Genomic DNA, 23,587 nt, shown 5'->3' on the forward strand with positions numbered 1-23,587 from the left:
ATGACGGGTCAATTGCTGGGCTTCGTGGGCGTGGGCCGGATGGGCGGGCCGATGGCGCACCGTCTGCTCGATGCGGGCTACCGGCTCTGCGTCTACGACGTGTCGGAGGAGGCGACCGGGCCGCTGGTCGCACGCGGCGCCCAGCTCGCGGCCTCGCCGGCCGAGGTCGCGTCGATCGCCGAGGTGGTGCTGATGAGCCTGCCCACCCCCGCCATCGTGCGCGAGGTGGTGCTGGGCGGCAATGCGGGCATCATCAACGGCTCATCGATCCGCACCCTGATCGATCTCTCGACGACCGGCCCCGGTGTCGCCAGCGAAGTCGCGGCGAGACTTGCCGAACGCGACATCGGCTGGGTCGATGCCCCGGTAAGCGGCGGCGTCACGGGCGCGAAAGCCGGCACGCTCGCCGTCATGGTGTCGTGCCCGACGCCGACCTATCAGGCGCTGCAGCCGGTGCTGAAGACCTTCGGCAAGCTCTTCCATACCGGCGAGAAGCCCGGCCTCGCGCAGACGGCGAAGCTCGCCAACAACATGCTGGCCGCGACCGCGCTGGTGGCCACCTCCGAGGCGATGGCGATGGGCGTGAAGGCCGGCCTCGATCCGAAGGTGCTGATCGACATCATCAACGTGTCGAGCGGGCGCAACAGCGCCAGCCAGGACAAGTTCCCGCGCGCCGTGCTGCCGGGCACCTTCGACTTCGGCTTCGCCACCGCGCTGTCGCACAAGGATGTGCGCCTCTGCCTCGACGAGGCGCAGAACATGGGCGTGCCCATGCTGGTGGGCGCGGCGGTGCTCGAAATGCTCGCCGTCACCAAGGCGCGGTTCGGTCCCGACTCCGACTTCACCATGGTGGCGAAGGTTCTCGAGGAGTGGGCCGGCGTCGAGATCCGCGGCTGACCTGCGGCGGTCCGAAATCAAGCCGGAACGTAGGTCAGCCTGATCACGTCCTCGTCGATACGGTCATGGGACACGAGACGGAGCGGCGGGCGCGGGCCTGCGAAGTAGGGCGTGCCGTGGCCCAGCACCACGGGGTGCAGGTAGATCCGGTACTCGTCGATCAGGCCGAGTTCGGTGAGGCTCTTCGCCAGGGTCGGGCCGGCGACCTCGATGTCGCCGTCGCGCTCGTCCTTCAGCCTGCGGATGGTGCGTTCCAGATCGTCGCGGATGAGCGTGGCGTTGGGACCGACCGATTCCAGCGAGCGCGAGACGACCCATTTCGGCTGCCGCCGCCACGCCGCAGCAAAGGCGCGGCGCTCGTCGTCCCAGTCGGGCTGATCGTCGTCCCAGTACCGCATCAGCTCATAGACGTGGCGGCCGTAGAGACTGCCGGCCTGCCCTTCCGCCTCCTCGATGAAATGGCGGAAGAGCGCGGCACTCGGCCCGAACGACAGGTGGTCGACATAGCCGTCCAGAGAGTTGTTCATGCCGAAGACGAGCCGCGCCATCCTGCTTCCTCTCCTCAAGTGATTCAGCTCTTCGAGCGTCTGCGAGTCGACAATTGTGAAAATGTGCTCCGCAGGGCCCCCAGGATCGGGTCGGCAAGTCGCAAGAAGTTGCCGGACGAATCGCCGGCGTCCTGGCCGCCGAGAGACGGCTGGAAACGCGACAGGAATTCCCGAATGACGATCCTGCCGTAGGCGTCGTTCAAATGAATCCAGTCGGGCTTCGTCCAGGTCGGATGACGATACTTGTCCTTCGACAGAAGCGGCGAGGCGAGAGTAGCCTTGGGTTGCTCGAGGAGGATCAGATTTCCAGTGGCCAGTCGGCGGCAGGCCTCATCATAGGCCGCGCGAAGAGCCGGCGCATCGATCGCTTGGGCGGCCATTTCAATGTCCTCCGGCGGCTTGTCCAACGTCAGGACGACCTCGGCGGGGGCAGGGGTGGGCGCCAGCCAGATCGACTTGTCAGTGATCTGACGGAGCTTGCCGACGAGGGCCATTGCCGCCGAGGCCTTCAGCCGGTCGCAAACGACATCCAGGAAACAGGCATCGGAAACCAGTAGAAACCTGCCTTGCTCCCCCTTGTGAGAGTCGGCCCGCCATCCTGAGTAGAGCGAGGTGGCGGCCCTCACCTCGCATCCCAGGCCCACGACGCAAAACGCGTCGTAGTCGGCAACGACCATCTCACGTCGGCCGCCAGAGGTCCTCTTGACCCATCGCGCGACGTCCTCGTTCGTGAACACGAGTCTGTCGCCTTGCGGTTCGCAGTGCGCAAATGGCGCTCCCGGTGCGGCGAAAAAAATGAACTCGACGCCCGGATAGGCCTTGCCGAGCGATGTCCAGGCGCGCTTCCAGTTAAAGATATGAGAATTGCCCAGCAGGGCAACGCGGATCATCGGGAGAACGCATCGAGGAGGATGTCCTCGCAAACCGCCTCGGCAGCCCGATCCTCGGGCGTACGGCCCGCCGCACGGCCCTCGTCCTGCTCGCCCGCTGCGACAGGAGCCGATGCTTGCGCAAGGGCTGGTTGCGCGTCGAAGAAGATCCGCATGACCGCCTCCACGCCCGGCTCGGTGATCTGTCGGGCGTCATCCGAATGGAACACGCCTCGCGTCGAGGCGCTGGAGAGGAGGTCGAAGGACGGGAAGTAGTCGACGTTCTCGAATGTCTCGGCCAGCTTCCCGGCCACCGCACGCAGCACCGATTTCGAATAGGTCGTCGCGACGAGAACGTGCTTGTCGCTGGCCGTGGCCGCGAGCGGAACCGGCGAGACGGTGAGCAGGAACTTCAGCCCGGGGTTCCGCTTCGTCGCGATCCGGTGGAACTTGACGAAGTCCTTGTACACATCGAGGAAATCGAAGTTCCGGAAGGCGTGCACTTCGGGTCGATAGGAGCCGGCGATCGTACCTGGTGCGGTGGGATACACCGTGCCCGACTCCGCGTGGGTCCAGGCTTCCGTCAGGCCGAGGGTGAAGACGAAGACATCTGTCTTGGCGAACAGGCGTCGCACCTGGGCGAGATGCTGCTGGCGGTGTCGCTGCACGGCCTTGGCGGAAGGCAATCCCCCGGGTTCGACCCCGATCCGCATCGCATCGAAGAAGCGGCCGTTCCGTTCCCAGACGGCATCGGACGGCGCGAACCGGCCAAGGGCTTCCTCGGTGAGCTGCAGGAGATGGCGAACCGTGTAGATGTTGCCATATCGCGCCGAATAGATGCCGTAGCCATACTTCATGGCGTTGGCCGCAGACAGCCCGAGGGGGGGCGGCTCGAGGTCGACGACGGCGGCGTTCCTCGCGCGCAGATATCGGGAGATATGCTGGGCGAAGCAGCTGCCCGCTGTCGCAATGCGCGTATCGGGGGCGAAATGGAACTTCGGCTGCCACAACCCGGAGACGGTCTCGGGAGACCGCCCGGAGACGGCTCCCTTCCAGAAGCTTCGGGAAGGGAGGTCGGAGTATGGTGAAATCATCGGGCGACTCGAGCTCGTTCGGATTGCACCTTGTTCGTCGCCCCGGGGCCCTAGTCCAGCCGGACGCTGATGCCTTCCAGTCCCTTACCCGAGGCGGGATAGCGCGTCATCACCTCGGCATCGTGGCCGGGAATCACCATCTCCACGCGGCCATCGGCCAGCTTCTTGAGTTTGTCGTAGCCCGCCAGCATGTCGGCGACCGAGTAGACGATCGAGAATAGCTTGTCGTTGTTGACGCCCCAGAAATAGTGGCTGGCGTCGGAGGCCAGCACGAGCCAGCCGTTGCGCGTGTTGATGCGCACCGACTGGATGCCGGCGGTGTGGCCGCCGATCAGGTGCAGCGAGATGCCGGGCTGCAGCTCCTCGTCGCCGTCGTGGAACACCAGCCGGCCGCCGTAGAGCGCGCGCACCATGCCCACGATGTCCTCGCACTCGTAGGCGTGGCGGAACGGTCCCTTGCACATGTGCCGGCCGGTCGCGAAGTTCATCTCCTTGTCCTGGAGATGGAAGCGCGCCTTGGGGAAGCGGTCCCAGTTGCCGATATGGTCGTAGTGGAGATGGGTGACGATGACGTCCTCGACGTCCTTCGCGTCGACCCCGACCTCGCCGAGGAGATCGGCCGGGTTCTTCTTCACCTCGCGGCCGCGCTGCTTGCCGACCGTGGCATTGAAGCCGGTGTCGATCACGATGGGCTTGCCGCCGATCGTGCGATGACCGTTCTCGTCCAGCGGGATCGCCACCCAGACGAAATAGTCCATCGGGAAGTCGGCATCGTGCGGGTCGGGATTGATCTGTACTTCCCATGCCTTGCGCGGCAGGTGGGCATACTTGACCGCATGCACCTCGTAGATGGGCGTCGAACGCATCTTTGTTTCCTTCCCGGCGGGTTCGTTGCCGGACCCTAGCGCGCCGGCCGGCTCGGGCGCTATAGTCGCGTCATGGCCCGCACGGACCTCCTTGTCGTCATGAAGGCACGGCGAATTAGCACCGCGGTTTGCACTGCAAACCGTTGCGTTGCCGCGTTCGCCAGTCTCTCGTCCAAGGAATCGTCCGATGTCCGCCGTTCTCTCCCTGAAGCGCAGTAATTCCGCCGTCCGTTATTGTTTCGAGGCCGACGCCGAGCCCGGCGTGTTGCCGCGCGCGCTCGAACTGATCGCCAAGCGCGGTCTCGTCCCCGCCCGTGTCTTCGCGCAGGCCGACGGCGATGGACTCAACGTCGAGATCGAAGTCGAAGGGCTGGAGCCCGCGGTCGCCGAACATGTCGGCCGCTCGCTCGGCCAGATCGTCGGCGTGCGGCAGGTGTTCTGATCAATCCCGCCTCCCCCGTCAGCGGGGGAGGTGTCGACGTCTTACATCGACGGAGGGGTCATGCGCGGCGCGGGTCATATGACCCCTCCGCCCGCGCAGACGCGGGCACCTCCCCATTTGAATGGGGAGGTGAGTCTTCACTTCATTCCGTGAAGGTGATCTTGTTGTCGCGGATCACCTTGCCCCAGGTCTCGACCTCGCCCTTGGCGAAGGTGTCCATCTGGGCGGGCGTCCAGTCCTTCAGCACGACGCCGAGCTGGTTGGCGCGGGCGACGATGGCTTCCATCTTGCCAACCTTGCGCATCGCGGCGTTGAGCTTGTCGACGATCGGCTGCGGCGTGCCGGCCGGCGCGAACAGCGCGAACCAGCCGTCGAGGATGAAGCCCGGCAGGCCCGCTTCGGCGGTCGTGGGAATGTCGGGGAACGCTGGCAGGCGCTTCTCGCTGGCCAGCGCCAGCGCCTTGAGGTTGCCGTTGCGGATGTGGCCGGACACGGCGGGCGGCGTCACGATCAGCAGCTCGACCTGGCCTGCCACGGTGTCGGCGGTGGCGGGGCCAGCGCCCTTGTAGGGGACGTGGATCAGGTCGAGGCCCGCCGCCTTGTTCAGCAGCACGCCGCCGAGATGCGGCACCGAGCCCGCGCCCACCGAGGCGTAGTTCAGCTTGCCGGGATTGGCCTTGGCGTAGGCGATGAAGCTCTTGAGATCGTCGACCGGCACCTTCTTGGCGACGACGATGACGTGCGGCGCCACCGCGCCCATCGCGACGCCCACGAAATCGTCGGGCTTCCAGTTGAGGTCCTTGATCAGCGCCGGGTTGGCCGAGTGATAGGCCGAATACTGCATCAGCAGCGTGTAGCCGTCGGGCTTGGCGCGGGCGACGATGGCCGTGCCGATGTTGCCGTTGCCGCCGCCCTTGTTGTCGACGATCACCTGCACGCCCAGCTCCTGGCTCAGCAGGTCGGAATAGAGACGCGTGACGAGATCGGTGCCGCCGCCCGGCGGGGCCGGCACCACCATGGTGATCGGCTTGTCGGGATAGGTCGAGGCCTGCGCGAACGCGGGGGCACGGGCGGCCCCGGCGAGGGCGGTGGTGGCGGTCGTGGCGGATGCGAGAGCGACGAAGCTGCGGCGTTTCATGGGTAGTTCCTCCTCCAGGTTTCTGTCAGTTCCGGCCGTGCATCGGCCTTGCGCGCGATGGCGAATAGTTTGGGCGTCTCGATCTCGAACCAGCCGCGACGCGGGCGCCAGCGGGTCATGACGTCGAGATAGATGTCGAGGGCGGAGAAGCGCTCGCCCAGGAACCATGGCGCGCCGGCCTGGCTCTCGATCTGGCGCCACAGCCGCTGGGCATAGGCGTCGGTGGCGGCGCGGAACGGATCGCGCGCGTTGTTGACCGAGACGAAGCGCGACGGATCGTCGGCGTAGGTGAAGGTGGGATAGATGTTGGCCACCAGGAACACCAGCCAGCGCAGGAACTTCGCGCGTTCCGCGCTGCCCGCGGCCGGCACCAGCGAGTCGGTGCCGGTGATGTCGGCCAGCAGCAGCGTGATGGCGGCGCTCTCGCTCATGACCGTGCCGTCGGGCAGGACCAGGGTCGGCACCTGTGCCAGCGGGTTCACCTTCTCGAGCTTCGCCTTCGCGCCCGGCGTCTTGAACAGGTCCTCGACCGGCTCGAAGGTGAAGGGCAGTCCGTACCAGTCGAGCTGCGCCTCCACGATGGCCGAGCCCCAGCCGGGCCGGCCCCAGAGTGTGTACCCGCCGCTCATGCCGCGCGCCCCCGACCGGCTTACGGCTTCTGCAGCGGCTGGATCAGGCTCGACGTGTCCCAGCGCCCGCCGCCGCGCGCCTGCACGCGCTCGTAGAACTGGTCGACCAGCGCGACCAGCGGCATGGCGGCCTTCTGGCGCTTGCCCTCGGCCAGCGCGATGCCGAGATCCTTGCGCATCCAGTCGACCGCGAAGCCGTAGTCGAACTTGCCGTTCACCATGTTCTGCCAGCGGTTCTCCATCTGCCAGCTCTGCGCCGCGCCCTTGGAGATGGCGCCCAGCGCCTTCTCCATGTCGAGCCCGGCGCGCTGGCCGAGGTTCAGCGCTTCGGCCAGGCCCTGCACGATGCCGGCGATGCACATCTGGTTCATCATCTTGGTGACCTGGCCGGCGCCCGGCGGGCCGATCAGCGTGACCGCCTTCGAGAAGGCGTCGGCCACCGGCTTGGCCTTGTCGAACGGGCCCTGCTCGCCGCCGCACATCACGGTGAGCTGGCCGTTCTCGGCGCCCGCCTGGCCGCCCGAGACCGGCGCGTCGATGAAGTCGATGCCGAGCTTCTTGCCCTCGGCATGGAGCTCGCGGGCGATGTCGGCCGAGGCGGTGGTGTTGTCGAAGAAGATCGTGCCCTTGCCCATGCCGGCAAAGGCGCCGTCCGGACCCAGCACGACCGAGCGCAGGTCGTCGTCGTTGCCGACGCAGCAGAACACGATCTCCTGGCCGGCGGCGGCCTCGCGCGGCGTCTTCGCGGCCTTGCCCTTGTGCTTCTGCGTCCAGGCCTCGGCCTTGGCGAAGGTGCGGTTATAGACGGTGACCTCGTGACCCTTGGCGGCGAGATGCCCCGCCATCGGGAAGCCCATCACGCCCAGTCCCAGAAATGCCACCTTGGCCATCGTTCTCTCCCGCGAAATTCCGTCCCTGTCCTGCAGGGCGGCGGCGATCATAGAGGCAAAATGGGACTGTGCCAGCCGGTGTGAAGTGGTTCGGGGTCAGCCCCGTGCTACTTCGCGTCCTCCGCCAGCGTGTGTGCCACGATGGCATTGGCATGCCCATGTCCCATTCCGTGGTCGCTCTTCAGCATCGCGACCAGTTCCATGTGTTTCGCCGGAAGGGCCTTCCGCACCAGGGCCTGCCACTCGCGGACGGGACGCCCGTACTTCTTCTCGATCGACGGAAAGTAGGAGGCCGGTCCCTTGACGACTTTATCGGTCACGATTGTTCTTCCTCCACTTTCGCTTTCCGGGGCAGGCGCCTTCGCGCGGCGATCCTCTGCCAAATCCCATCCACGCCGGCTTCTCAGTTCGGGCCCGGGCCGAGCTTCAGGTTGCGTTTCTCGATCTCGGGCCGGAGCTTGATCATCACCTCCGTCGCCGCCTTGAGCGCCATCGTCTGCGTCACGCTCATGGTCTCGGACAGGAGGGTCGGCATTTCCCGGATCACCTTGCGTCCCACCGGTGTGTCGTAGAAAGCGGCGATCTAAGCCAGGTCCTCGGCCGTGAAGCGCTGCGCATGGAGCGTGACGATGGCATCCATAAGCGCCGGCAGATACTTGGCGTACTCCGCGCGGATGAGATCGATCACTTCGCCGATCTGCGCCGCACGGGCGGGATTGAACCTCTCCAGGGCGGGCCTTTGCGAATCCTCGACGGCCTTCGCGACCTGTAGGCCCAACTCGGCGGCGTTGGACCTTTCGAAGACGATCCGGGCCTGGGCCAGCGCGGCCGGATCGACGGGCTTCGCCTCCTGGGCCAGGGCGGTCGTCGCGAACGAAAAGGCGAGGGAGAGAAGCAGGGCGAGTCGACGCATGGTTTCCTTCAATTCCAGAGGGCCCGCACGACGGTTCAGGGTGTCCGCGTACACCGCATCGGCGGAGCGCCGTATCCCCACGTCACCACGGCCGTGCCCTCCTTCTCGGTGAAGGTTTCGTTCCGGCCGACATATTTCGTATCCGGTCCGCCATGCTCGCGGACCATCAGCGACGTCGAGTCGCCGCGCTCGGCGATCAGCGTCCTTGGGTCCGTCGGGAAGAACGTCACGACGAGTTCGTTGCGGCGGTCGCCGTCGCAGAAGAAGGTTGCGGGACCGGTGCCGGTCACCAGTCGATAGCGTGCCTGGAGCGAGACGATCCGCTGCCGGTATTCGGCTTCGACGCAGGACCGCTTGTCGTCGCTCTTCCAGCAGTCGTTGCGCCCCCGGATCCAGCCGATCTGCTCGGCCTTCAGGGTGGGCGGGTGTTCGTTGACGGCCTTCCGGGTCGCCGCCTCATAGACCTCGGCCAGCTTGCGATCGAGGGATGAAAGGGCGGCATCCCCGCAGATCAACGTCTCGATGCTGCCGTCGCGCGCCTTGGCACAATCGAAGGACGGGCTGTCCGCCTGGGCCTGGGCAGTTGTCGCGAAGGAAAAGGCGAGGGAGAGAGGCAGGGCGAATCGGCGCATGGTTTCCTTCACGTTCCGAGGGCCAGCAGGACCAGCACCGCCGCAAAACCCGTCAGCAGCGGCGGCAGCGCGAGCGGCCAGGCGCGGCGGTAGAGGACGGCGTCGGAGGTCGAGAGGGCGAGGATCGCGGCGCCCATCGAGACGCGGATCGGCGACAGCATGGTGAGGTTCGTGGTGACGCTGTTCTGGACGGCGGCGATCCAGGCGGGATCGACGGCGACAGCGCGTGCAAGCGCGATCTCCATCGGCATCAGCATGGCGTTGGCCGCCGCACCGCTGCCGGTCAGGAAGCCGCCCACGGCCGCGAACAGCGGCACGCCCAGTGCCGCGCCTCTGCCCGCGACGGCGCGCAGCGCCTCGGCGATCGAGGTCGCCATGCCGGAGCCTACATAGAATTCGGCCATCACCACGAAGGCCAGCGTCACGGCGCAGGCGCGCCAGGCGCCGGTGAGCGCCTCCTTCGCGACCCTGCCCAGCGGCGCGCGCGCCAGCGCCACGACCGCGAGGCCGATCGCCAGCAGCCAGAAGCCCGGCGCGTAGAAAGGCGCGAAGGCCGGCTGGTTGTCGAACGGGCGCATCGCCCCCAGGGGCTTCAGCAGGTCGCGCAGCGGCGCCACCAGCCGCGTGGCGCACAGGACCAGGGTCAGCGCGACATAGGGCGCGGCCGTGCGCAGCGTGGCGCGCAGCTGCGCGCCGTCGGGCCGTTCGTCGCGCCAGAAGCGCACCGCGAGCAGGAAGGCGGTGGGCGCTGCAGCGGCGATCTCGACGTCGCTGTGGCGGTTGGCCAGCCAGATCAGCGCCAGCAGCAGCGCCGTCCACAGCACATCGTCGAGCTTCTGCCGCGCCGGCACGGGCACACCGGCCTCGCGGGCGAAGCGCCAGTAGAGGGCGAGATAGAGGAAGTGGATCGGCACCTGCAGCACCGCCGAGCCGAGACCCAGCTCGTTGGGCGTAAGGCCGGCCAGGGTCGCGCCGACGGTGGTGCCGATGGCCAGTGCGCCCCACGGCACCAGCGACTGGCTGTAGAGGCCGAGCAGCAGGGCGGGCATGCCGCCGATGCCCAGCCGCCGCAGCGCCGCCAGCGCGATGATGTAGCCGACGCCGAAGCCCGTCACCGATTCGGCGAAGGGCGCCAGCAGGAAGCAGACCGAGAACAGGCGGCGCGGCGTCGCCTCGAGCGCGGCCCCGCCGATCCCCCCGCCGCGCGCGAGGTTGGCGCGGTGGAAGAAGACGCCGGTGACGATGATCGCGATGACGTGCCAGGAGAGCCAAAGGCCCGCCGGCACCTCGCGGCGGAACAGCAGCGCCACGGCGGCCGGGCCCTCCGCCTGCATCACCAGCGCGGCCGAGGCGGCCAGGGTCGCGGCGAGCCCGGCCAGCCCCGCCACGAGGGCGCTGGCGCGGCCCGAGGCGAGGAGGCCCAGGACGAGGAGGAGGGGCAGCAGCGAGAGGAGCGTCGTCATGCCGGCGTTCTATAGCCTTACCGCACGCCGCATGCTTCGGTTTCGGCCGAAGCGGGGGCGCCGGAAGGGGCCGAAAACGCCGCCTTGCGCCCGCGCCGGCTTTCCCTTACACCCGCCTCCGCGCCCCGATAGCTCAGCTGGTAGAGCACGTCATTCGTAATGATGGGGTCGGCGGTTCGATTCCGTCTCGGGGCACCACTACCCAGCCTAAGTTATTGATATTAGTCAGTTCCTGTGCCGGTGGGACAGGCTGTCGAAATGCGGTGGGATACTAGCTGCCCCCCTGCGTTCTCCTCGGCATCAAGAGATGCATCGCATCGGCGGTCAATCTCGTCCGATTTGCCTTCCTCGTGTAGATCGCTGCCTGCCGTGCACTAGCCCATCCGAATATCGCCATTAGCTGATGCTCCGTGGCCCCGTTCTCTGCGGCAACTGTAGCTCCGGCTTTGCGCAGGCCGTGAGCGGTGCACTCTTCGGGAAGCCCAGCCTCGCGGCACCACTTCTTCATTCGATTGCCGAAGCCGTTAGACCCGTATGGCTCGCCGAAACTCGTTACCAAGCAGGTGTCCAGGCCTGAAGGCGTGGCGTCGATACTCGCCTGTAGCCGACCGTGATTAGGAGCGCTCAAGAGTGCGACAGGCCGGTCTGGCCCGAGCTTCCATCAGGAACGCCCACGAAATCCGTTGCAAATTGCAAAGGAAGGGGGTGGCTAGTCCAGAGTTGCGTCGCAAATTGCAACGCCAGTAGCGTTCACGACCCTTGGCTCCTCCTCTCAGATAGCGAAAACCCAGGTTTTCGGCGAAGGTTCGCATGGCGCCGCTTTTGCAACCTGCGCCGCTTGGGCTCCCGTTGGACCAGGACAGATGACCGAAGTTGCCGCAGCTACGTCCCCGCTTCGATATCGGCTTAGCCCGCGCGGCCGCGTGGCGATCGCCGGAGGCGTCCTGACGGTCTGCCTGGTGGTGATAGGCGCAACCCTGATGCTGTGGCAGGCCCGCAAGACCACGATCGAGGAGTGGAAGGTCAATCTCTCCAACATGTCGACCATCCTGGCGGCCTCGACCAACCAGACCATGAAGGCCGCCGACCTGGTGCTCAAGAGCATCAGCGACCGCGTGCATGACGCCGACATCGCCAATGAAGGCGAGCTGCGGCGCGAGATGGGCACGCAGGAGATCTTCGACATGCTGCGCAACAAGGCGAGCAGCGTGCCCCAGGTCGACGTGGCCACCATCGTGGCGTTGAATGGCGATGTCATCAGTTTCACGCGATCCTATCCGCCGCCCCGGATCAACCTGGCGGACCGTGACTACTTCAAGGCCCACATGGCCGATCCGCGGCTCGACGTCTTTCTCAGCGCTCCGGTCAAGAACCGGGGAACCGGCACATGGACCTTCTATCTCGCCCGCAAGATCCGGAGCCGGACCGGAGAGGTGCTGGGGTTGGTCCTGACGGGCATCGAGAGCAGCTTCTTCCAGGATTTCTTCAAGGCGGTGAACATCAGTGAAGAGAGCGCGATCTCCCTGTTCCGCAGCGACGGCATCCTGCTCGCCCGCTATCCGACCCGGGAAGACCTGATCGGCAAGTCGTTTCGCGAGCAGCCCGTGTTCAGCGACATCATCGGGCGCGGCAATGAAGCCGGCGCCACTGTCACGACCGGACCGCGCCTCGCCGACAACTCGGCCAGCCAGATGCGGATCGTGGCGCCGCGCACGCTGAAGGACTACCCGCTGGTCGTGAACGTGACGGCGAACGAGGGGCTGATCCTCGAACTCTGGTACACCACGGCGTGGTTCGTCGGCATCGGGACCGCTCTGTTCTCGCTGCTGCTGCTCGGCCTGACCGGCTGGATCGCGACGCTTCTGACCCGCCAGGAGGCGACCATGGCCGACCTCAGGCGGGCCCGCGGCCACGCCGAAGAGGCGACGCAGGCAAAAACCGACTTCCTCGCGATGATGAGCCACGAAATCCGCACGCCGATGAACGCCGTCATCGGCATGTCGAACCTGCTGGCCGATACCCCGCTCGAGCAAACGCAAAAGCGTTATGTCCGCATCATCGAGGACTCGGCGGCGCACCTGCTGCAGATCATCAACGACATTCTCGATTTCTCGCGCCTCGAGGCCAGGCGTCTAATGGTCGAGAAATCGGACTTCGACCTGCATCGCCTCGCCGAGAGCGCCGTCGACATCGCTCGTGGCCTGCCGGGCGCCGAGCGGGTCGACATCGTGATGGCGTTTGCCGGGAACATCCCGACCTTCGTTTCGGGGGACGGCGACCGGCTGAACCAGATCTTCCTGAACCTGCTGGGCAACGCCGTGAAATACACAGAGCGGGGCGCGATCACCCTGTCGGCCGCGGTCGTCGAGGGCGCCGCGACCCTGCGAATCCGTTTTTCCGTCACGGACACCGGTGTTGGCATCGCGCCGGAGGTTCAGGGCCGGCTGTTCCAGCCGTTCGAGCAGGGAGACCTCCGTCTGGCGCGTCGGAAGGGCGGCACCGGCCTGGGGTTGGCGATCTGCAAGCGGCTGGTCGATCTCATGGATGGGGAGATCGGTGTCGTAAGCAATCTGGGGCAGGGCTCGACCTTCTGGTTCGAGCTGCCGTTCGGTCGGGCGATCGATCCCGCGGGTGGTGCCAGGAGCGTCCAGCAGGTCCGGCCGCACGTCCGCAGGAGCCTCCGAATCCTGGTCGCCGAAGACACGCCGGCGAACCAGATCGTCGCCCGCGCCATGCTCGAGAAGCTTGGCCATCGCGTGCAGGTCGTGTCCGACGGCGGCGAAGCGGTGGCCGCGGCGCGCAACGGGGCCTTCGACCTGATCCTGATGGACATCCAGATGCCGGGCATGGATGGCTACGAGGCGACCCGGCGCATCAGGAGCCTGGGTGCGTCGGTCGCGGCGATACCGATCATCGCGCTTACCGCGTTTGCCCAGCCGAGTGATCGGGAAAAGGCCATCGCCACGGGGATGAGCGACCACATCAGCAAGCCGATTCGCGTCGATGAGCTCAACGCGGCGATTGAGCGAAACGTGATGCCCGGCGGCGACGCCGCACCGATGGCTGCCGGCGCGCTGGACCGAGCCGCGCTCGACGAGCTGCGCGATGCGGTTGGCCCGGAGTCATTCAGCCGGTTGATCGACGCCTTGATGCGGGACGCCACCCAGTCCCTCGACGAACTGCGCGCCGCCGGGAGCGACCCAGTCCGGTCGCGCAAGGCCGCCCATCGCCTCGCCGGCCTGTTCGGCCAGTTCGGCGCGACGGATGCCGCCGATGCCGCCGTCGCGGTCGAGCGCGCCAGCGACGACCAAGTGCGGGCACAGACGGATGTTCTCCTGTCCGCCGGCGACGCTGCCGTCCGGGCGGTCCGTTCGGCCCGACCCGGCGCCGCATGAGCGACGCGAACAAATCCCCGGGCGGACAAGTCGACGACCAGCCCGACACGATATCCGTGCCGCGAGTCGTGCCGCAGGACCCTGCGCTGCTGCTCGCGGCCCTCGAAGCCTTGCCCGACGGGTTCGTGCTGTTCGACGCCGACGACCACATCGCCCTGTACAACGAACGCTATCGCGAGATGTATCGCGACAGCGCCGACCTGATTGCCGTCGGCACCTCCTACGAGCACGGACTCCGGGAAGGCGTGCGGCGCGGGCAGTATCCGGAGGCGCGGGGCCGCGAGGAGGCATGGATAGCGGAGCGGCTGCGTCAGCATCGTGATCCTCACGCTCCCATCGAACAGCGCACCGCGGACGGCCGTTGGGTGCGCATTCTCGAGCGCCGGACGCCCACGGGCGAGACGGTCGGCCTGCGTGTCGACATCACCCAGATCAAGGAACGCGAAGAGGCACTACAGCGGAGCGAGGAGCGGCTGCGCGCGATCATGGATGCCACCCCGGACTGCATATTCTGCGTCGACGGGACAGGCCGGGCCGTGGACGTCAATCAAGCGGTCGAAACCGTGCTCGGCTACCGGCGCGACGATATCATCGGCCGCCGGCCGGTCGACATCGTGATCCCCGAGCGCTTCCGACCCGGCCTCGAAGTGGGGCTGCGGCGTTACATCGAGGCCGGCGAGGTGCCCGACGGCAAGGCCCGCCACGAAATGAGGGCGATACGGGCCGACGGCAGCGAGTTCTTCTGCGAGGTCACCATCGCGGCCGCGCGATCGTCGGGACGGCATATGATCGTTGCGTGCCTGCGCGACGTCACCGCCCGCAAGCAGCGGGAATACGAGCTTCGTCAGGCCAAGGAATCCGCCGACATCGCCAACCGTGCCAAGTCCGACTTCATCGCCCGCATGAGCCACGAGATCCGGACGCCGATGAACGCCGTCATCGGTCTGTCGAGCCTGCTGGTCCACACACCGCTGGATGCCGTGCAGAAGCAGCACGTCGACCTGATCGAGAAGTCGGCGACTCATCTGCTCTCGCTGATCAACGACATCCTCGATTTTTCCCGCCTCGATGCCGGGCATTCGGAACTCAAGATCCGCCCTCTCGACGTGCAGGACCTGGTGCAAGGCGCCGTCGCGGTGGCGCGCAGCCTGCCCGGCGCGCCACGGCTCAAGATCTCATCGAATTTGGCGCCCGATATCCCGGCCCGACTGAAAGGCGATGCGCGACGGTTGAACCAGATCCTGCTCAATCTGCTGGGGAATGCGGTGAAGTTCACCGATGGCGGTGCCGTGACCCTGTCCTGCAGATTGGTCGAACGTCATGGTGGCGCGGCGCGCTTGCGTTTCGCCGTGGAGGATACCGGGATCGGCATCTCGCCGGAGATGCGAAGCCGCCTCTTCATGCCGTTCGAACAAGGCGCAGAGGCCGCCGCCCGGCAGGCCGGCGGGACCGGGCTGGGACTGGCGATCTGCCGGCAACTCGTCGAAAGCATGGACGGAGCCATCGGCGTCGACAGTGCCCCCGGTGCGGGGTCGACATTCTGGTTCGAGCTCGACTTCGATGTCGCTGCCGCCGACGTGGCGGCGGCTGACCTCCCGGAAGCCCGCGGGCAAAGGCAACTTTTGGTTCTGATGGCGGAGGATGTGCCATCCGGTCAGATCCTGGCCCGTGCGCTGCTGGAGAAGATGGGACATCGGGTTGAGATCGAAGCCGACGGTTCCGCCGCGCTCGCCGCTGCGAAGACCGGCCGCTTCGATCTCGTGATGATGAATGTCCGGATGCCGGGCATGGACGGGCTGGCGGCGAGCCGGGCGATCCGCGCCCTCGAAGGGCCGGCGGCTGCGGTTCCCATCATCGCGCTGACGGCATTCGGCCAGCCCGAGGACAAAGCACGCGCCCTGGCGGCCGGAGCCGATGACTGTCTTGCCAAGCCGATACGTCCGCACGAGCTTGCGGCCGTGATCGAGCGCGTGACGGCGCGGACGATGCCGGTCATGCCGCCGGTGGAGGAAGACGTCGATCGCGTCGCCCTGGAAGAGTTGCGCCAGTCGGTGGGGGTGGAGGCCTTTGAGAGGCTTCTGATGCGGTTTCGGCAGGATGTAGATGAATCGCTGGACGAACTGGATTCTGCCGCCCAGGCGCGCGATCCGGCACGCCTGCGCAGGGCCGCGCATCGGCTCGCTGGCCTGTTCGGTCAGTTCGGTGCCATGCGTGCAGCCGAGGCGGCGGCCGCCGTGGAACTGGCCTCCGACGATGACATCGCAGGGCACGTGATGCTCCTGCTCACGAGCGGCCGACGGGCGCTTGCCGCGATGGAGCGGCCATAGCGCGTCGCAATTCGCGAAGACCGGGTGGCCTCGTTGCAAAAAGCGATGGCTTGATTCCGGGGCACTCCACCAATTGTCATTTGTTTTCAACGTCCTGACGAATTGCGGTCCGCTGGCCCGGCCGTTGCAGTTTGGCACCTCGCCACATCTCGCGAGGAAACCATGCAATTCAGCGCCGTTGAACATCGCTCCATCGCCACGCCGGTCGTGCGGCCCTGGGGAGCCTACGAATCGATTGCCGCCGATCCTGGCTACCAGGTGAAACGGATCGTCGTCGCCCCGGGCGGCAGCCTTTCGCGCCAGCGCCATTCGCAGCGCGCCGAGCACTGGGTCGTGGTCCAGGGTACCGCGATCGTCGAGGTCGACGGCGTGGAGCGTGAACTGCATCCGGACCAGTCGGTCTACATCCCGTTGCGGGCGATCCATCGCCTGACCAATCGCACGGATCGGCCGCTCGTGCTGATCGAGGTCCAGTGCGGGGACTATGTCGGCGAAGACGACATCGAGCGCTTCGACGACGTCTACGGCCGGGTCTGATCCAGCCCTCGGCCATCGCCCCATTCGTTCCTGAACCGCGCGCGCTCCTCTCGGGGCGGGAAAACGGCGCGCGCCCGTTTGAAAGAGACAGATAGTGTCAGAGTTCATGCAGAGCCCCGTCGTCGGGACGACAAAGGACGACACCCTCAAAGGAGGCTCGATCGACGAGCTGTTCCTCGCCCGACAGGGCAACGACACGGTCTATGCCAATAGCGGCAACGATGTCGCCTATGGCGGCCGCGGCAACGACACGCTGTCGGGCCAGACCGGCAACGACGTCCTGTACGGTGGCGGCTCCGGCCCCTCCATCGCCCGGCTCGACCGCTTGGTGGTCGATCAGGATTACAAGGGCGCAGTGACATTCAATGGCGAGACCGCGGGCTACCTGAACACGCTCGGCTGGTACAAGGTCGTCGACGGCAAGATCGCCGAGGTGCAGGTGCTGTGGGCGAACGCCAGCCTCAAGGGCAGCGGCGGCAACCTGTCGTCCGGTGACAGCCAAGCGCTCGATCTGCGGGCCGGCGACCAGATCGGCTTCTTCGTCGTGTCCAACGGCGCGTCGCAGAATGACTTCTCGAAGATGACCAACGGCCACTTCGAGTTCCGCGATGCCGACGGCAAGGTCGCAGGGCTGACTTCCGTCAATCCCAAGCTCTGGTTCGTGGGCCTTGACGGCAAGGCCTTTCAGGTCAAGGGCGACCCGTATCACAGCGCCGCCTACGCCAAGACGCTGCCGCTGAACAACGACGGCATCCTGCACACGGCCGGCACGGTCGATGCCGCCAAGGGCGTCGTGCGCATCGGCTTCGAGGACCTCAAGGGCGGCGGTGACCGCGACTTCGACGACTCGGTCATCACCATCGACATCGGCACAGCCAACGTGAAGGTCCTGAACGCGCACGGCAAGACGGGCTCGCCGGAAGGCGATTCGCAGTCGGCGGGGAGCGGTTCGCCCAAGCTCTACGTGCCGGGTACGGAAAACGACAATATCTCCGGTGGAGACGGTGACGACACGCTCTACGGACGCGCCGGCGACGACAAGCTCCAGGGCGATAACGGCAACGATACGCTCTACGGTGGCACCGGCAACGACACAGCCTCCGGCGGGGCGGGCAACGACAAGCTCTATGGCGAGGCCGGCAGCGACACGCTCTATGGCGACATCGGCGACGACCTCCTCGACGGTGGGTCGGGCGACGACGTGCTGAGCGGCGGCACGGGCAACGACAAGCTCCAGGGCGGCGACGGCAAGGACAAGCTGCTGGGCGAAGACGGCAACGATGTGCTCAGTGGCGGTGCGGCCGATGACTCCCTCGACGGCGGCGCGGGCAACGACTCCCTCGACGGCGGTACCGGCAACGACGTGCTGTTCGGCGGCACGGGCGACGACAAGCTCGTTGGCGGCTCCGGCAACGACGCGCTGAGCGGTGGCGAGGGCAACGACGGCCTGTTGGGCGGCGCCGGCAACGACATGCTCGATGGCGGCAACGGCACGGACAAGCTCGACGGTGGGGCGGGTGACGACAAGCTGTCCGGTGGCAATGGCAACGACAAGCTGTCGGGCGGCTCCGGCAATGATGCTCTCGACGGCGGCACCGGCAACGACATGCTGGATGGCGGCACCGGCAATGACCGGCTGGGCGGCGGCTCAGGAACAGACACGCTCAAGGGCGGCAGCGGGGACGACGTGCTGATCGGCGGCGAGGGCAAGGATTCGCTTTCGGGCGGCGCCGGAAACGACACGTTCGTCTTCCTGCCGGCCGACAGCAAGTCCCCCGGCGACCTGATCAACGACTTCGAATTCGGTCGTGATCGCATCGACGTTTCGGCCTATGCGCTGGAGAATGGGATGAAGGACATCTCCTTCTCCATGGCCGACAACGGGTTGCATGTCCTGCTCGACACCCACGATGGTGGACTGGTCGACATCGCGACCCTGAAAGGCTCGCAGGATCTGCTGGCCCAGATTGGCTACGAAAGCTTCATCGTCTGAAGTGGCGCATGCCCGGCAGCGTCCCGCGCTGCCGGGCTTTCTCCGCAAGGGAGCACATCATGTATTCTGATAGCGCTTGGCGCGTCCTCGATCGTTCGCTGGCGTTCGACGCCGGTCCGCGCCTGTCGGTGTGGCGTGAGCGGGTCCTGCTGCCCGATGGCCGCGAGATCGACGACTATTTCCAGGTCGCCCTGCCGGATTTCGTCGTCCTGGTCGCCCTGACCGCCGACGACTGCGCCGTCATGCTTCGTGGCTACAAGCACGGTGCCAGACGCCCGTGCCTCACATTCCCAGGCGGCCTGCTCGAGCCCGGCGAGGATCCCGAAATGGCCGCGCGCCGCGAACTGCGCGAGGAGACCGGCTTCGAGTGCGGCGACATCGCGTCGCTCGGCTCGTTCGTCGTGAACGGCAACCAGCGCTGCGCCAAAGCACACATGTTCTATGGTACGGAAGCGCGGCTGACCGGCGCCCCGACCGAAACCGACCTCGAGGGCGCCCGGCGCGTGTTGTTGCCTTTCGACCAGCTTGCCCTGCACGTCGGTCAAGGCGGTTTCAATCTTATGCCGCATGCGACGGCTCTCGGCCTTGCGGTCATGCATCGGGCTCGCCAAACCGTGTAACGGACCCGCTGGCCCACCCCGCTGCAATCGACTAACTAGGAGGTATGAGAATAGGGGAAGGGGGCCCCGTGCAGAACACGCGCGGCAGGGTCTTGATCGTCGAGGATGCGCCGGCCCTGGCCGAGACCTACGCCGAGTATCTCAAGAGCGAGAACTGCAGCGTGGAGATTTTCGGCAACGGCAAGCTGGCGCTTGCTGCCATCACCATCCTGCCTCCCGATGTTCTGGTTCTGGACGTAAATCTTCCCGATATGAACGGCATAGATCTACTGCGTGAAGTCCGCAGCCGGGGATTGCCGACCGAGGTCGTGATCGTAACCGGACAGGCCTCTGTCCGGCTGGCGGTCGAATCAATGAAGGAAGGCGCCCTCGACTTCCTGACCAAGCCCTTCAGTGCCGACCGTCTGCGCATCACCGTGCGAAACGCCCTGCAGCGTCGCAAGCTCGAATCCCAGGTCGCCGCCATCCAGGAGGAGACCGGGCGCGACCGCTTCTGCAGCTTCATCGGCCAGTCGATGGTCATGCAATCGATTTATCGCATCCTGCAGAACGCGGCCGCGAGCAAGGCGACCGTGTTCGTGACCGGCGAGAGCGGCACCGGCAAGGAACTTTGCGCCGATGCCCTGCACAAACTCAGCCGAAGACGCGAGAAGCCCTTCGTCGCCATCAACTGCGCGGCCATCCCGCGCGACTTGCTGGAGAGCGAGGTATTCGGCCATGCCAAAGGCTCCTTCACCGGAGCCACAGCCGACCGCGCCGGCGCCGCCCTGCAAGCCAATGGCGGCACGCTGTTCCTCGACGAGATCTGCGAGATGGATCTTGGTCTGCAGGCCAAGATGCTGCGATTCCTCCAGACCGGCACCGTACAACGCGTCGGCGAGGACAAGCCCCGCCCGGTCGACGTGCGCATCGTCTGCGCCACCAATCGCGATCCCCAGGAGGAAGTTGCGGCGGGACGCTTCCGCGAGGACCTTTTCTATCGGCTCAACGTCATCCCGGTCGATCTCCCGCCGTTGCGCGAGCGCGACCATGACGTGCTGCTGATCGCCCGGCATTTCCTGCGGCAGTTCTCCGTCGAAGACGGCAAGAAGTTCACCGCCTTCTCGCCGGCCGTAGAGGCCGTGCTGCTCGGCTATGGCTGGCCGGGCAACGTTCGCGAACTGCAAAACACGGTCCGCAACGTCGTGGTGCTGAACGAGGGCGAAACCGTGGAAATCGACATGCTTCCGCGCTCTTTTCAGGGTGGCGTCGGGGGCCTGCCGGTGACGGGAGCGCGATCCATAGCGGCGGCGATCCCGGACGCGACGATGCCCATCGAACCTCTCGATGCCGTCGTGCGCCGGAGCATCGAGCGCGCCATCGCACAATGCGACGGCAACATCCCCAAGGCGGCGGCCGCGCTGCAGGTCAGCCCCTCGACCCTCTATCGTCGAATCCAAGCCTGGCAGGCCGGCCAGGCCTGACACCTGCCCGGCGCGATTTGCAACCTGCGAAGCGCGACGCGCCGGCCGGGCCGCCAGGATTTGCAATTCGCGACGAACACGTTTGGCATCGATTTCTTAAGTCATTGAATTATCGACGTTTTCTCCGCTTGGCACGGTTGGCACGTGTCTTGGGAAGGGGTTGGCACAGGCCAATACCGGCCGCCTTCTTGGAGAAACGCCATGCTTTACGAGACCCGCACCTTCACCACCCTTAATTCCGCCGTGTCGACCGCCGACGAAGCGCTCACGCTCCCGGCGATCTCGGTCGTCGGCCTCGGTTACGTCGGCGCCGTGTCGGTCGCCTGCTTCGCGCAGCTGGGCCATCGCGTCGTCGGCATCGACCTTGACCTGAGCAAGGTCGAACAGATCGCCGCCGGTTCCTCGCCGATCGTCGAAGCCGGTCTCGGCGAGGCGCTGACCGACGGCGTCGCCGACGACCTCATCACCGCCCACACCAACGCCCTCGATGGCGTGCTCGAGACCGACATCACGTTCGTCTGCGTCGGCACCCCCAGCCGTGCCGATGGCACCGTCGATCTCTCGGCCCTGAAGGCCGTTGCGGGCGAGATCGGCAGCGCGCTCGCCCTCAAGAGCGACTATCACCTGGTCGTCGTGCGCAGCACCGTGCCCGCCGGCACGACCCGCCGCATCGTGCTGCCGGAGATCGAGCGCGTGTCGGGCAAGCGTTGCGGCCGCGACTTCGGCCTGTGCTTCCACCCTGAATTCCTGCGCGAGGGCGTGGCCATCGCCGACTTCTACGCGCCGCCCAAGACGGTGATCGGCGAGCACGACGAGCGCAGCGGCGAGATGCTGGCCCGCGTCTACCGCTCCATCGAGGCGCCGCTGCTGCGCACCTCGATCGAGGCGGCCGAGATGGTGAAGTACGTCGACAACACCTGGCATGCCGTGAAGGTCGCGTTCGCCAACGAGATCGGCAAGATCTGCCAGTCGGCCGAGGTCGACAGCCACAAGGTCATGGACATCTTCGTGCAGGACCGGAAGCTGAACCTCTCGCCGTACTATCTCAAGCCCGGCTTCGCCTTCGGCGGCTCGTGCCTGCCCAAGGACGTGCGGGCCATCACCGGCCTCGCTCATGCCAACGGCGTCGAGGTCCCGCTGATCGACAGCCTGCTGCGGTCGAACGACTCGCACATCGACCACGCCTTCCGCCTGATCGCCGAGACCGGCGCGAAGCAGGTCGGCCTGCTGGGCGTGACCTTCAAGGACGGCACCGACGACCTGCGCGAGAGCCCGCAGATCGACCTGCTCGGCCGCCTGATCGATGCCGGCTACAAGGTCCTGGCGCATGACCGCAACGTCAACACGGCGGGCGTCCGCCTCGCCGGCGGCTATCTCAAGGCCGCGAATCCCGCGACCCGGGTCGCGCTGCAGGTCCTGCCCGACCTGCTGACCGACACGGCCGGCGAACTGGTCAGCGCTTGCGACGTGATCGTCGTGTCGCACGGCACGCCCGACTTCATCGCCGCCCTCGAGGCACGTCATCCCGACAGCACCGTCATCGACCTGGTTCGCCTTCCGGCGGCCGTCCAGGACCAGCCGGGCTATCGCGGGGTCTGCTGGTAAGCCGTTGGATCCGAAGGATCGGTGCCATGTCCAAGCCGACCACCACTAAGCGCAGCCTGGTCCGTCGCATGACGATGGGCCTGCTGTGGGCGATCGCCGGCGGTGCCGCGATCGTCTACGGCGGTGCTCTGGTCTACGCCAACGTGGTGCGGCTCGAGGTCGACGCTGCCGTCATCGCCGGCGCCGTCGAGCCCATCCGCGCGCCGTCGGACGGGGTGATGCTCGGGGTCGGCATCAAGCCAGGCACCATGGTGGCGAACGGCAGCCAGTTGGCGAAGATCCACGATCCCGAGGTGGAGCGTCAGGTGTCGCTCGCCAGCGTCCAGCTCGAACGCGCCCGCCATGCGCTCAGGCAGCATGAGGCGCATCTCGTTTCCGAGAAGGCCAAGCGTGATGATACGCTGATCATCACGCAGGCCGAGCTTAAGGCGGTGCAGGCCGAGATCGCCTCGCTCGAGGAACAGCTCGTCACCGCCAAGGCGCGGGTCGAGCGCGTCGGTGGGCTGTTCGCGCAGGGGTTTGCCCCCCGCCAGAAGCTGGAAGACCATACCAATCAGCACGCCATCCTCAATGCACAGCTCAAGCGTGCGCGCATCCTTGAGGAGCAGCGCAGCGCCCTCGTCGCCTCGGCGGCAGCGGGCCGCTTCTTCGATGGCAATCGCATCACCGGGAATCTCGCCGAGCTGGAGGCCGCCGTGCAGCGTGCCCGCGCCGAGATCGACGTGGCCACCGAGGAGCTGCGCGTGTGGCAGGAGAGGCGCGCCGCCGCCGTCGTCACCGCAACGGGGGATGGCCGCATCATGCGCGTGCTCCACGGTGAAGGCAGCGCTGTCCGGGCCGGCGACACGGTCGCGGTCTATGAGCGCAAAGGTGAGCGTACGATCAACGCCTTCCTGACGCAGAACGAAATCCTGCGCGTCAGCGTGGGCGACGCCGCCACCATCTACATCCCCGCGCTGCGCCTGCGCCTGCCCGCGCACGTCGTTGCCATCGACCGCGCAGCCGCGTTCCTCGACGATGTCGAGAGCCGCTACACCTGGCGCCAGGCGCGCGACAGCGGCGTGCGCCAGGGAGATCTGGACCGCACGGCGCGCGCGGTCTTGCGCCTGGACAATGACCAGGCCGAGCAGCTGCGTCGCGAACTCGAACCCGGTACGCCCGCCGTTGTCTCCTTCCAGCGTCGCTCGCTCGACACCGTACTGGGCGACTTCCGCACGGTGGCGGATCGGCCGGTCGATCAACCGGCGGAGAAGCGGCTGTGAACGC

Annotated in this window: 23 protein-coding genes and 1 tRNA gene; 11 read left to right on the forward strand and 13 right to left on the reverse strand. The window is 66.6% G+C overall.

The window, feature by feature from the left end:
• A complete protein-coding gene (locus tag KQ910_RS09780) occupies positions 1-897 on the forward strand; it encodes an NAD(P)-dependent oxidoreductase (protein WP_216958921.1) in 897 nt (298 codons plus the stop codon).
• 17 nt (positions 898-914) lie between these two features.
• On the opposite strand, the gene KQ910_RS09785 is transcribed toward KQ910_RS09780, so the two are convergent.
• The 4 genes from KQ910_RS09785 to KQ910_RS09800 all read right to left on the reverse strand — a co-directional run bounded on the left by KQ910_RS09785 (position 915) and on the right by KQ910_RS09800 (position 4,274).
• Entirely contained in the window at positions 915-1,445 is a 531-nt protein-coding gene (locus KQ910_RS09785) for a dihydrofolate reductase family protein (RefSeq protein ID WP_216958924.1), read from the reverse strand.
• A 23-nt stretch (positions 1,446-1,468) separates the two neighbouring features.
• Positions 1,469-2,335 (reverse strand): hypothetical protein, encoded by an 867-nt coding sequence (locus KQ910_RS09790; RefSeq protein ID WP_216958926.1) that lies wholly within the window; start codon positions 2,333-2,335, stop codon positions 1,469-1,471.
• The gene (locus KQ910_RS09795) at positions 2,332-3,324 is read right to left on the reverse strand and encodes a GSCFA domain-containing protein (protein WP_216958928.1); all 993 of its coding nucleotides are present in this window, start codon (positions 3,322-3,324) and stop codon (positions 2,332-2,334) included. The genes KQ910_RS09790 and KQ910_RS09795 overlap by 4 nt, the downstream gene beginning before the upstream one ends.
• 134 nt (positions 3,325-3,458) lie before the next feature.
• Positions 3,459-4,274 carry an N-acyl homoserine lactonase family protein gene (locus KQ910_RS09800; RefSeq protein WP_216958932.1) on the reverse strand — a complete coding sequence of 272 codons (816 nt, stop codon included), beginning with the start codon at positions 4,272-4,274 and terminating at the stop codon, positions 3,459-3,461.
• A 187-nt stretch (positions 4,275-4,461) separates the two neighbouring features.
• On the opposite strand from KQ910_RS09800, the gene KQ910_RS09805 reads away from it, so the two are divergent.
• Entirely contained in the window at positions 4,462-4,716 is a 255-nt protein-coding gene (locus KQ910_RS09805; RefSeq protein ID WP_216958935.1) for an ACT-like domain-containing protein, read from the forward strand.
• 142 nt (positions 4,717-4,858) lie between these two features.
• Here the strand turns inward: KQ910_RS09805 and KQ910_RS09810 are convergent, their stop codons facing one another.
• The 8 genes from KQ910_RS09810 to KQ910_RS09845 form a co-directional block, all read right to left on the reverse strand.
• Positions 4,859-5,854, reverse strand: coding sequence for a Bug family tripartite tricarboxylate transporter substrate binding protein (locus KQ910_RS09810; RefSeq protein WP_216958937.1), 996 nt, complete (start codon positions 5,852-5,854; stop codon positions 4,859-4,861).
• Positions 5,851-6,483 carry a glutathione S-transferase family protein gene (locus tag KQ910_RS09815; protein WP_216958940.1) on the reverse strand — a complete coding sequence of 211 codons (633 nt, stop codon included), beginning with the start codon at positions 6,481-6,483 and terminating at the stop codon, positions 5,851-5,853. The genes KQ910_RS09810 and KQ910_RS09815 overlap by 4 nt, the downstream gene beginning before the upstream one ends.
• A gap of 20 nt (positions 6,484-6,503) precedes the next feature.
• Positions 6,504-7,373: an NAD(P)-dependent oxidoreductase gene (locus KQ910_RS09820; protein ID WP_216958943.1), complete on the reverse strand. Its 870-nt coding sequence runs from the start codon at positions 7,371-7,373 to the stop codon at positions 6,504-6,506.
• 107 nt (positions 7,374-7,480) lie between these two features.
• Complete coding sequence (locus KQ910_RS09825) at positions 7,481-7,693, reverse strand: DUF4287 domain-containing protein (protein WP_216958946.1); 213 nt, start codon at positions 7,691-7,693, stop codon at positions 7,481-7,483.
• Positions 7,694-7,776: 83 nt separating this feature from the next.
• Positions 7,777-7,956: a DUF2059 domain-containing protein gene (locus KQ910_RS09830; RefSeq protein WP_369408376.1), complete on the reverse strand. Its 180-nt coding sequence runs from the start codon at positions 7,954-7,956 to the stop codon at positions 7,777-7,779.
• A complete protein-coding gene (locus KQ910_RS09835) occupies positions 7,957-8,286 on the reverse strand; it encodes a DUF2059 domain-containing protein (protein ID WP_216958952.1) in 330 nt (109 codons plus the stop codon). It abuts the gene before it with no gap.
• A 35-nt stretch (positions 8,287-8,321) separates the two neighbouring features.
• Positions 8,322-8,918 (reverse strand): lysozyme inhibitor LprI family protein, encoded by a 597-nt coding sequence (locus KQ910_RS09840; RefSeq protein ID WP_216958955.1) that lies wholly within the window; start codon positions 8,916-8,918, stop codon positions 8,322-8,324.
• Positions 8,919-8,926: 8 nt separating this feature from the next.
• The gene (locus KQ910_RS09845; RefSeq protein WP_216958958.1) at positions 8,927-10,381 is read right to left on the reverse strand and encodes an L-lactate permease; all 1,455 of its coding nucleotides are present in this window, start codon (positions 10,379-10,381) and stop codon (positions 8,927-8,929) included.
• 122 nt (positions 10,382-10,503) lie between these two features.
• On the opposite strand from KQ910_RS09845, the gene KQ910_RS09850 reads away from it, so the two are divergent.
• Positions 10,504-10,579, forward strand: a tRNA-Thr gene (locus KQ910_RS09850).
• A 73-nt stretch (positions 10,580-10,652) separates the two neighbouring features.
• Here the strand turns inward: KQ910_RS09850 and KQ910_RS09855 are convergent.
• Complete coding sequence (locus KQ910_RS09855; RefSeq protein ID WP_369408317.1) at positions 10,653-11,009, reverse strand: tyrosine-type recombinase/integrase; 357 nt, start codon at positions 11,007-11,009, stop codon at positions 10,653-10,655.
• A gap of 295 nt (positions 11,010-11,304) precedes the next feature.
• Between KQ910_RS09855 and KQ910_RS09860 the strand changes: the two genes are divergently transcribed.
• The 8 genes from KQ910_RS09860 (at position 11,305) to KQ910_RS09895 (ending at position 23,583) form a co-directional block, all read left to right on the forward strand.
• On the forward strand, positions 11,305-13,776 hold the full coding sequence (locus KQ910_RS09860) for a hybrid sensor histidine kinase/response regulator (protein WP_216958963.1): 2,472 nt from the start codon (positions 11,305-11,307) through the stop codon (positions 13,774-13,776).
• A complete protein-coding gene (locus KQ910_RS09865; protein WP_216958966.1) occupies positions 13,773-16,103 on the forward strand; it encodes an ATP-binding protein in 2,331 nt (776 codons plus the stop codon). The genes KQ910_RS09860 and KQ910_RS09865 overlap by 4 nt, the downstream gene beginning before the upstream one ends.
• Positions 16,104-16,265: 162 nt before the next feature.
• Positions 16,266-16,640: a phosphomannose isomerase type II C-terminal cupin domain gene (locus KQ910_RS09870; protein ID WP_216958969.1), complete on the forward strand. Its 375-nt coding sequence runs from the start codon at positions 16,266-16,268 to the stop codon at positions 16,638-16,640.
• 94 nt (positions 16,641-16,734) lie between these two features.
• Positions 16,735-18,633, forward strand: a complete 1,899-nt coding sequence (locus KQ910_RS27105; protein WP_216958971.1) for a DUF4114 domain-containing protein — start codon at positions 16,735-16,737, stop codon at positions 18,631-18,633.
• A gap of 8 nt (positions 18,634-18,641) precedes the next feature.
• Positions 18,642-19,253: an NUDIX hydrolase gene (locus KQ910_RS09880; protein WP_304627925.1), complete on the forward strand. Its 612-nt coding sequence runs from the start codon at positions 18,642-18,644 to the stop codon at positions 19,251-19,253.
• Between the two features lie 68 nt (positions 19,254-19,321).
• Positions 19,322-20,716 carry a sigma-54-dependent transcriptional regulator gene (locus KQ910_RS09885; RefSeq protein WP_216958974.1) on the forward strand — a complete coding sequence of 465 codons (1,395 nt, stop codon included), beginning with the start codon at positions 19,322-19,324 and terminating at the stop codon, positions 20,714-20,716.
• Between the two features lie 201 nt (positions 20,717-20,917).
• Entirely contained in the window at positions 20,918-22,321 is a 1,404-nt protein-coding gene (locus tag KQ910_RS09890; RefSeq protein WP_216958977.1) for a nucleotide sugar dehydrogenase, read from the forward strand.
• Positions 22,322-22,347: 26 nt separating this feature from the next.
• Complete coding sequence (locus tag KQ910_RS09895; RefSeq protein WP_216958980.1) at positions 22,348-23,583, forward strand: HlyD family secretion protein; 1,236 nt, start codon at positions 22,348-22,350, stop codon at positions 23,581-23,583.
• The last annotated feature ends 4 nt before the right edge of the window (positions 23,584-23,587 follow it).

Origin of the sequence: Reyranella humidisoli (assembly GCF_019039055.1) — a bacterium.
Classification (GTDB): Bacteria; Pseudomonadota; Alphaproteobacteria; order Reyranellales; family Reyranellaceae; genus Reyranella; species Reyranella humidisoli.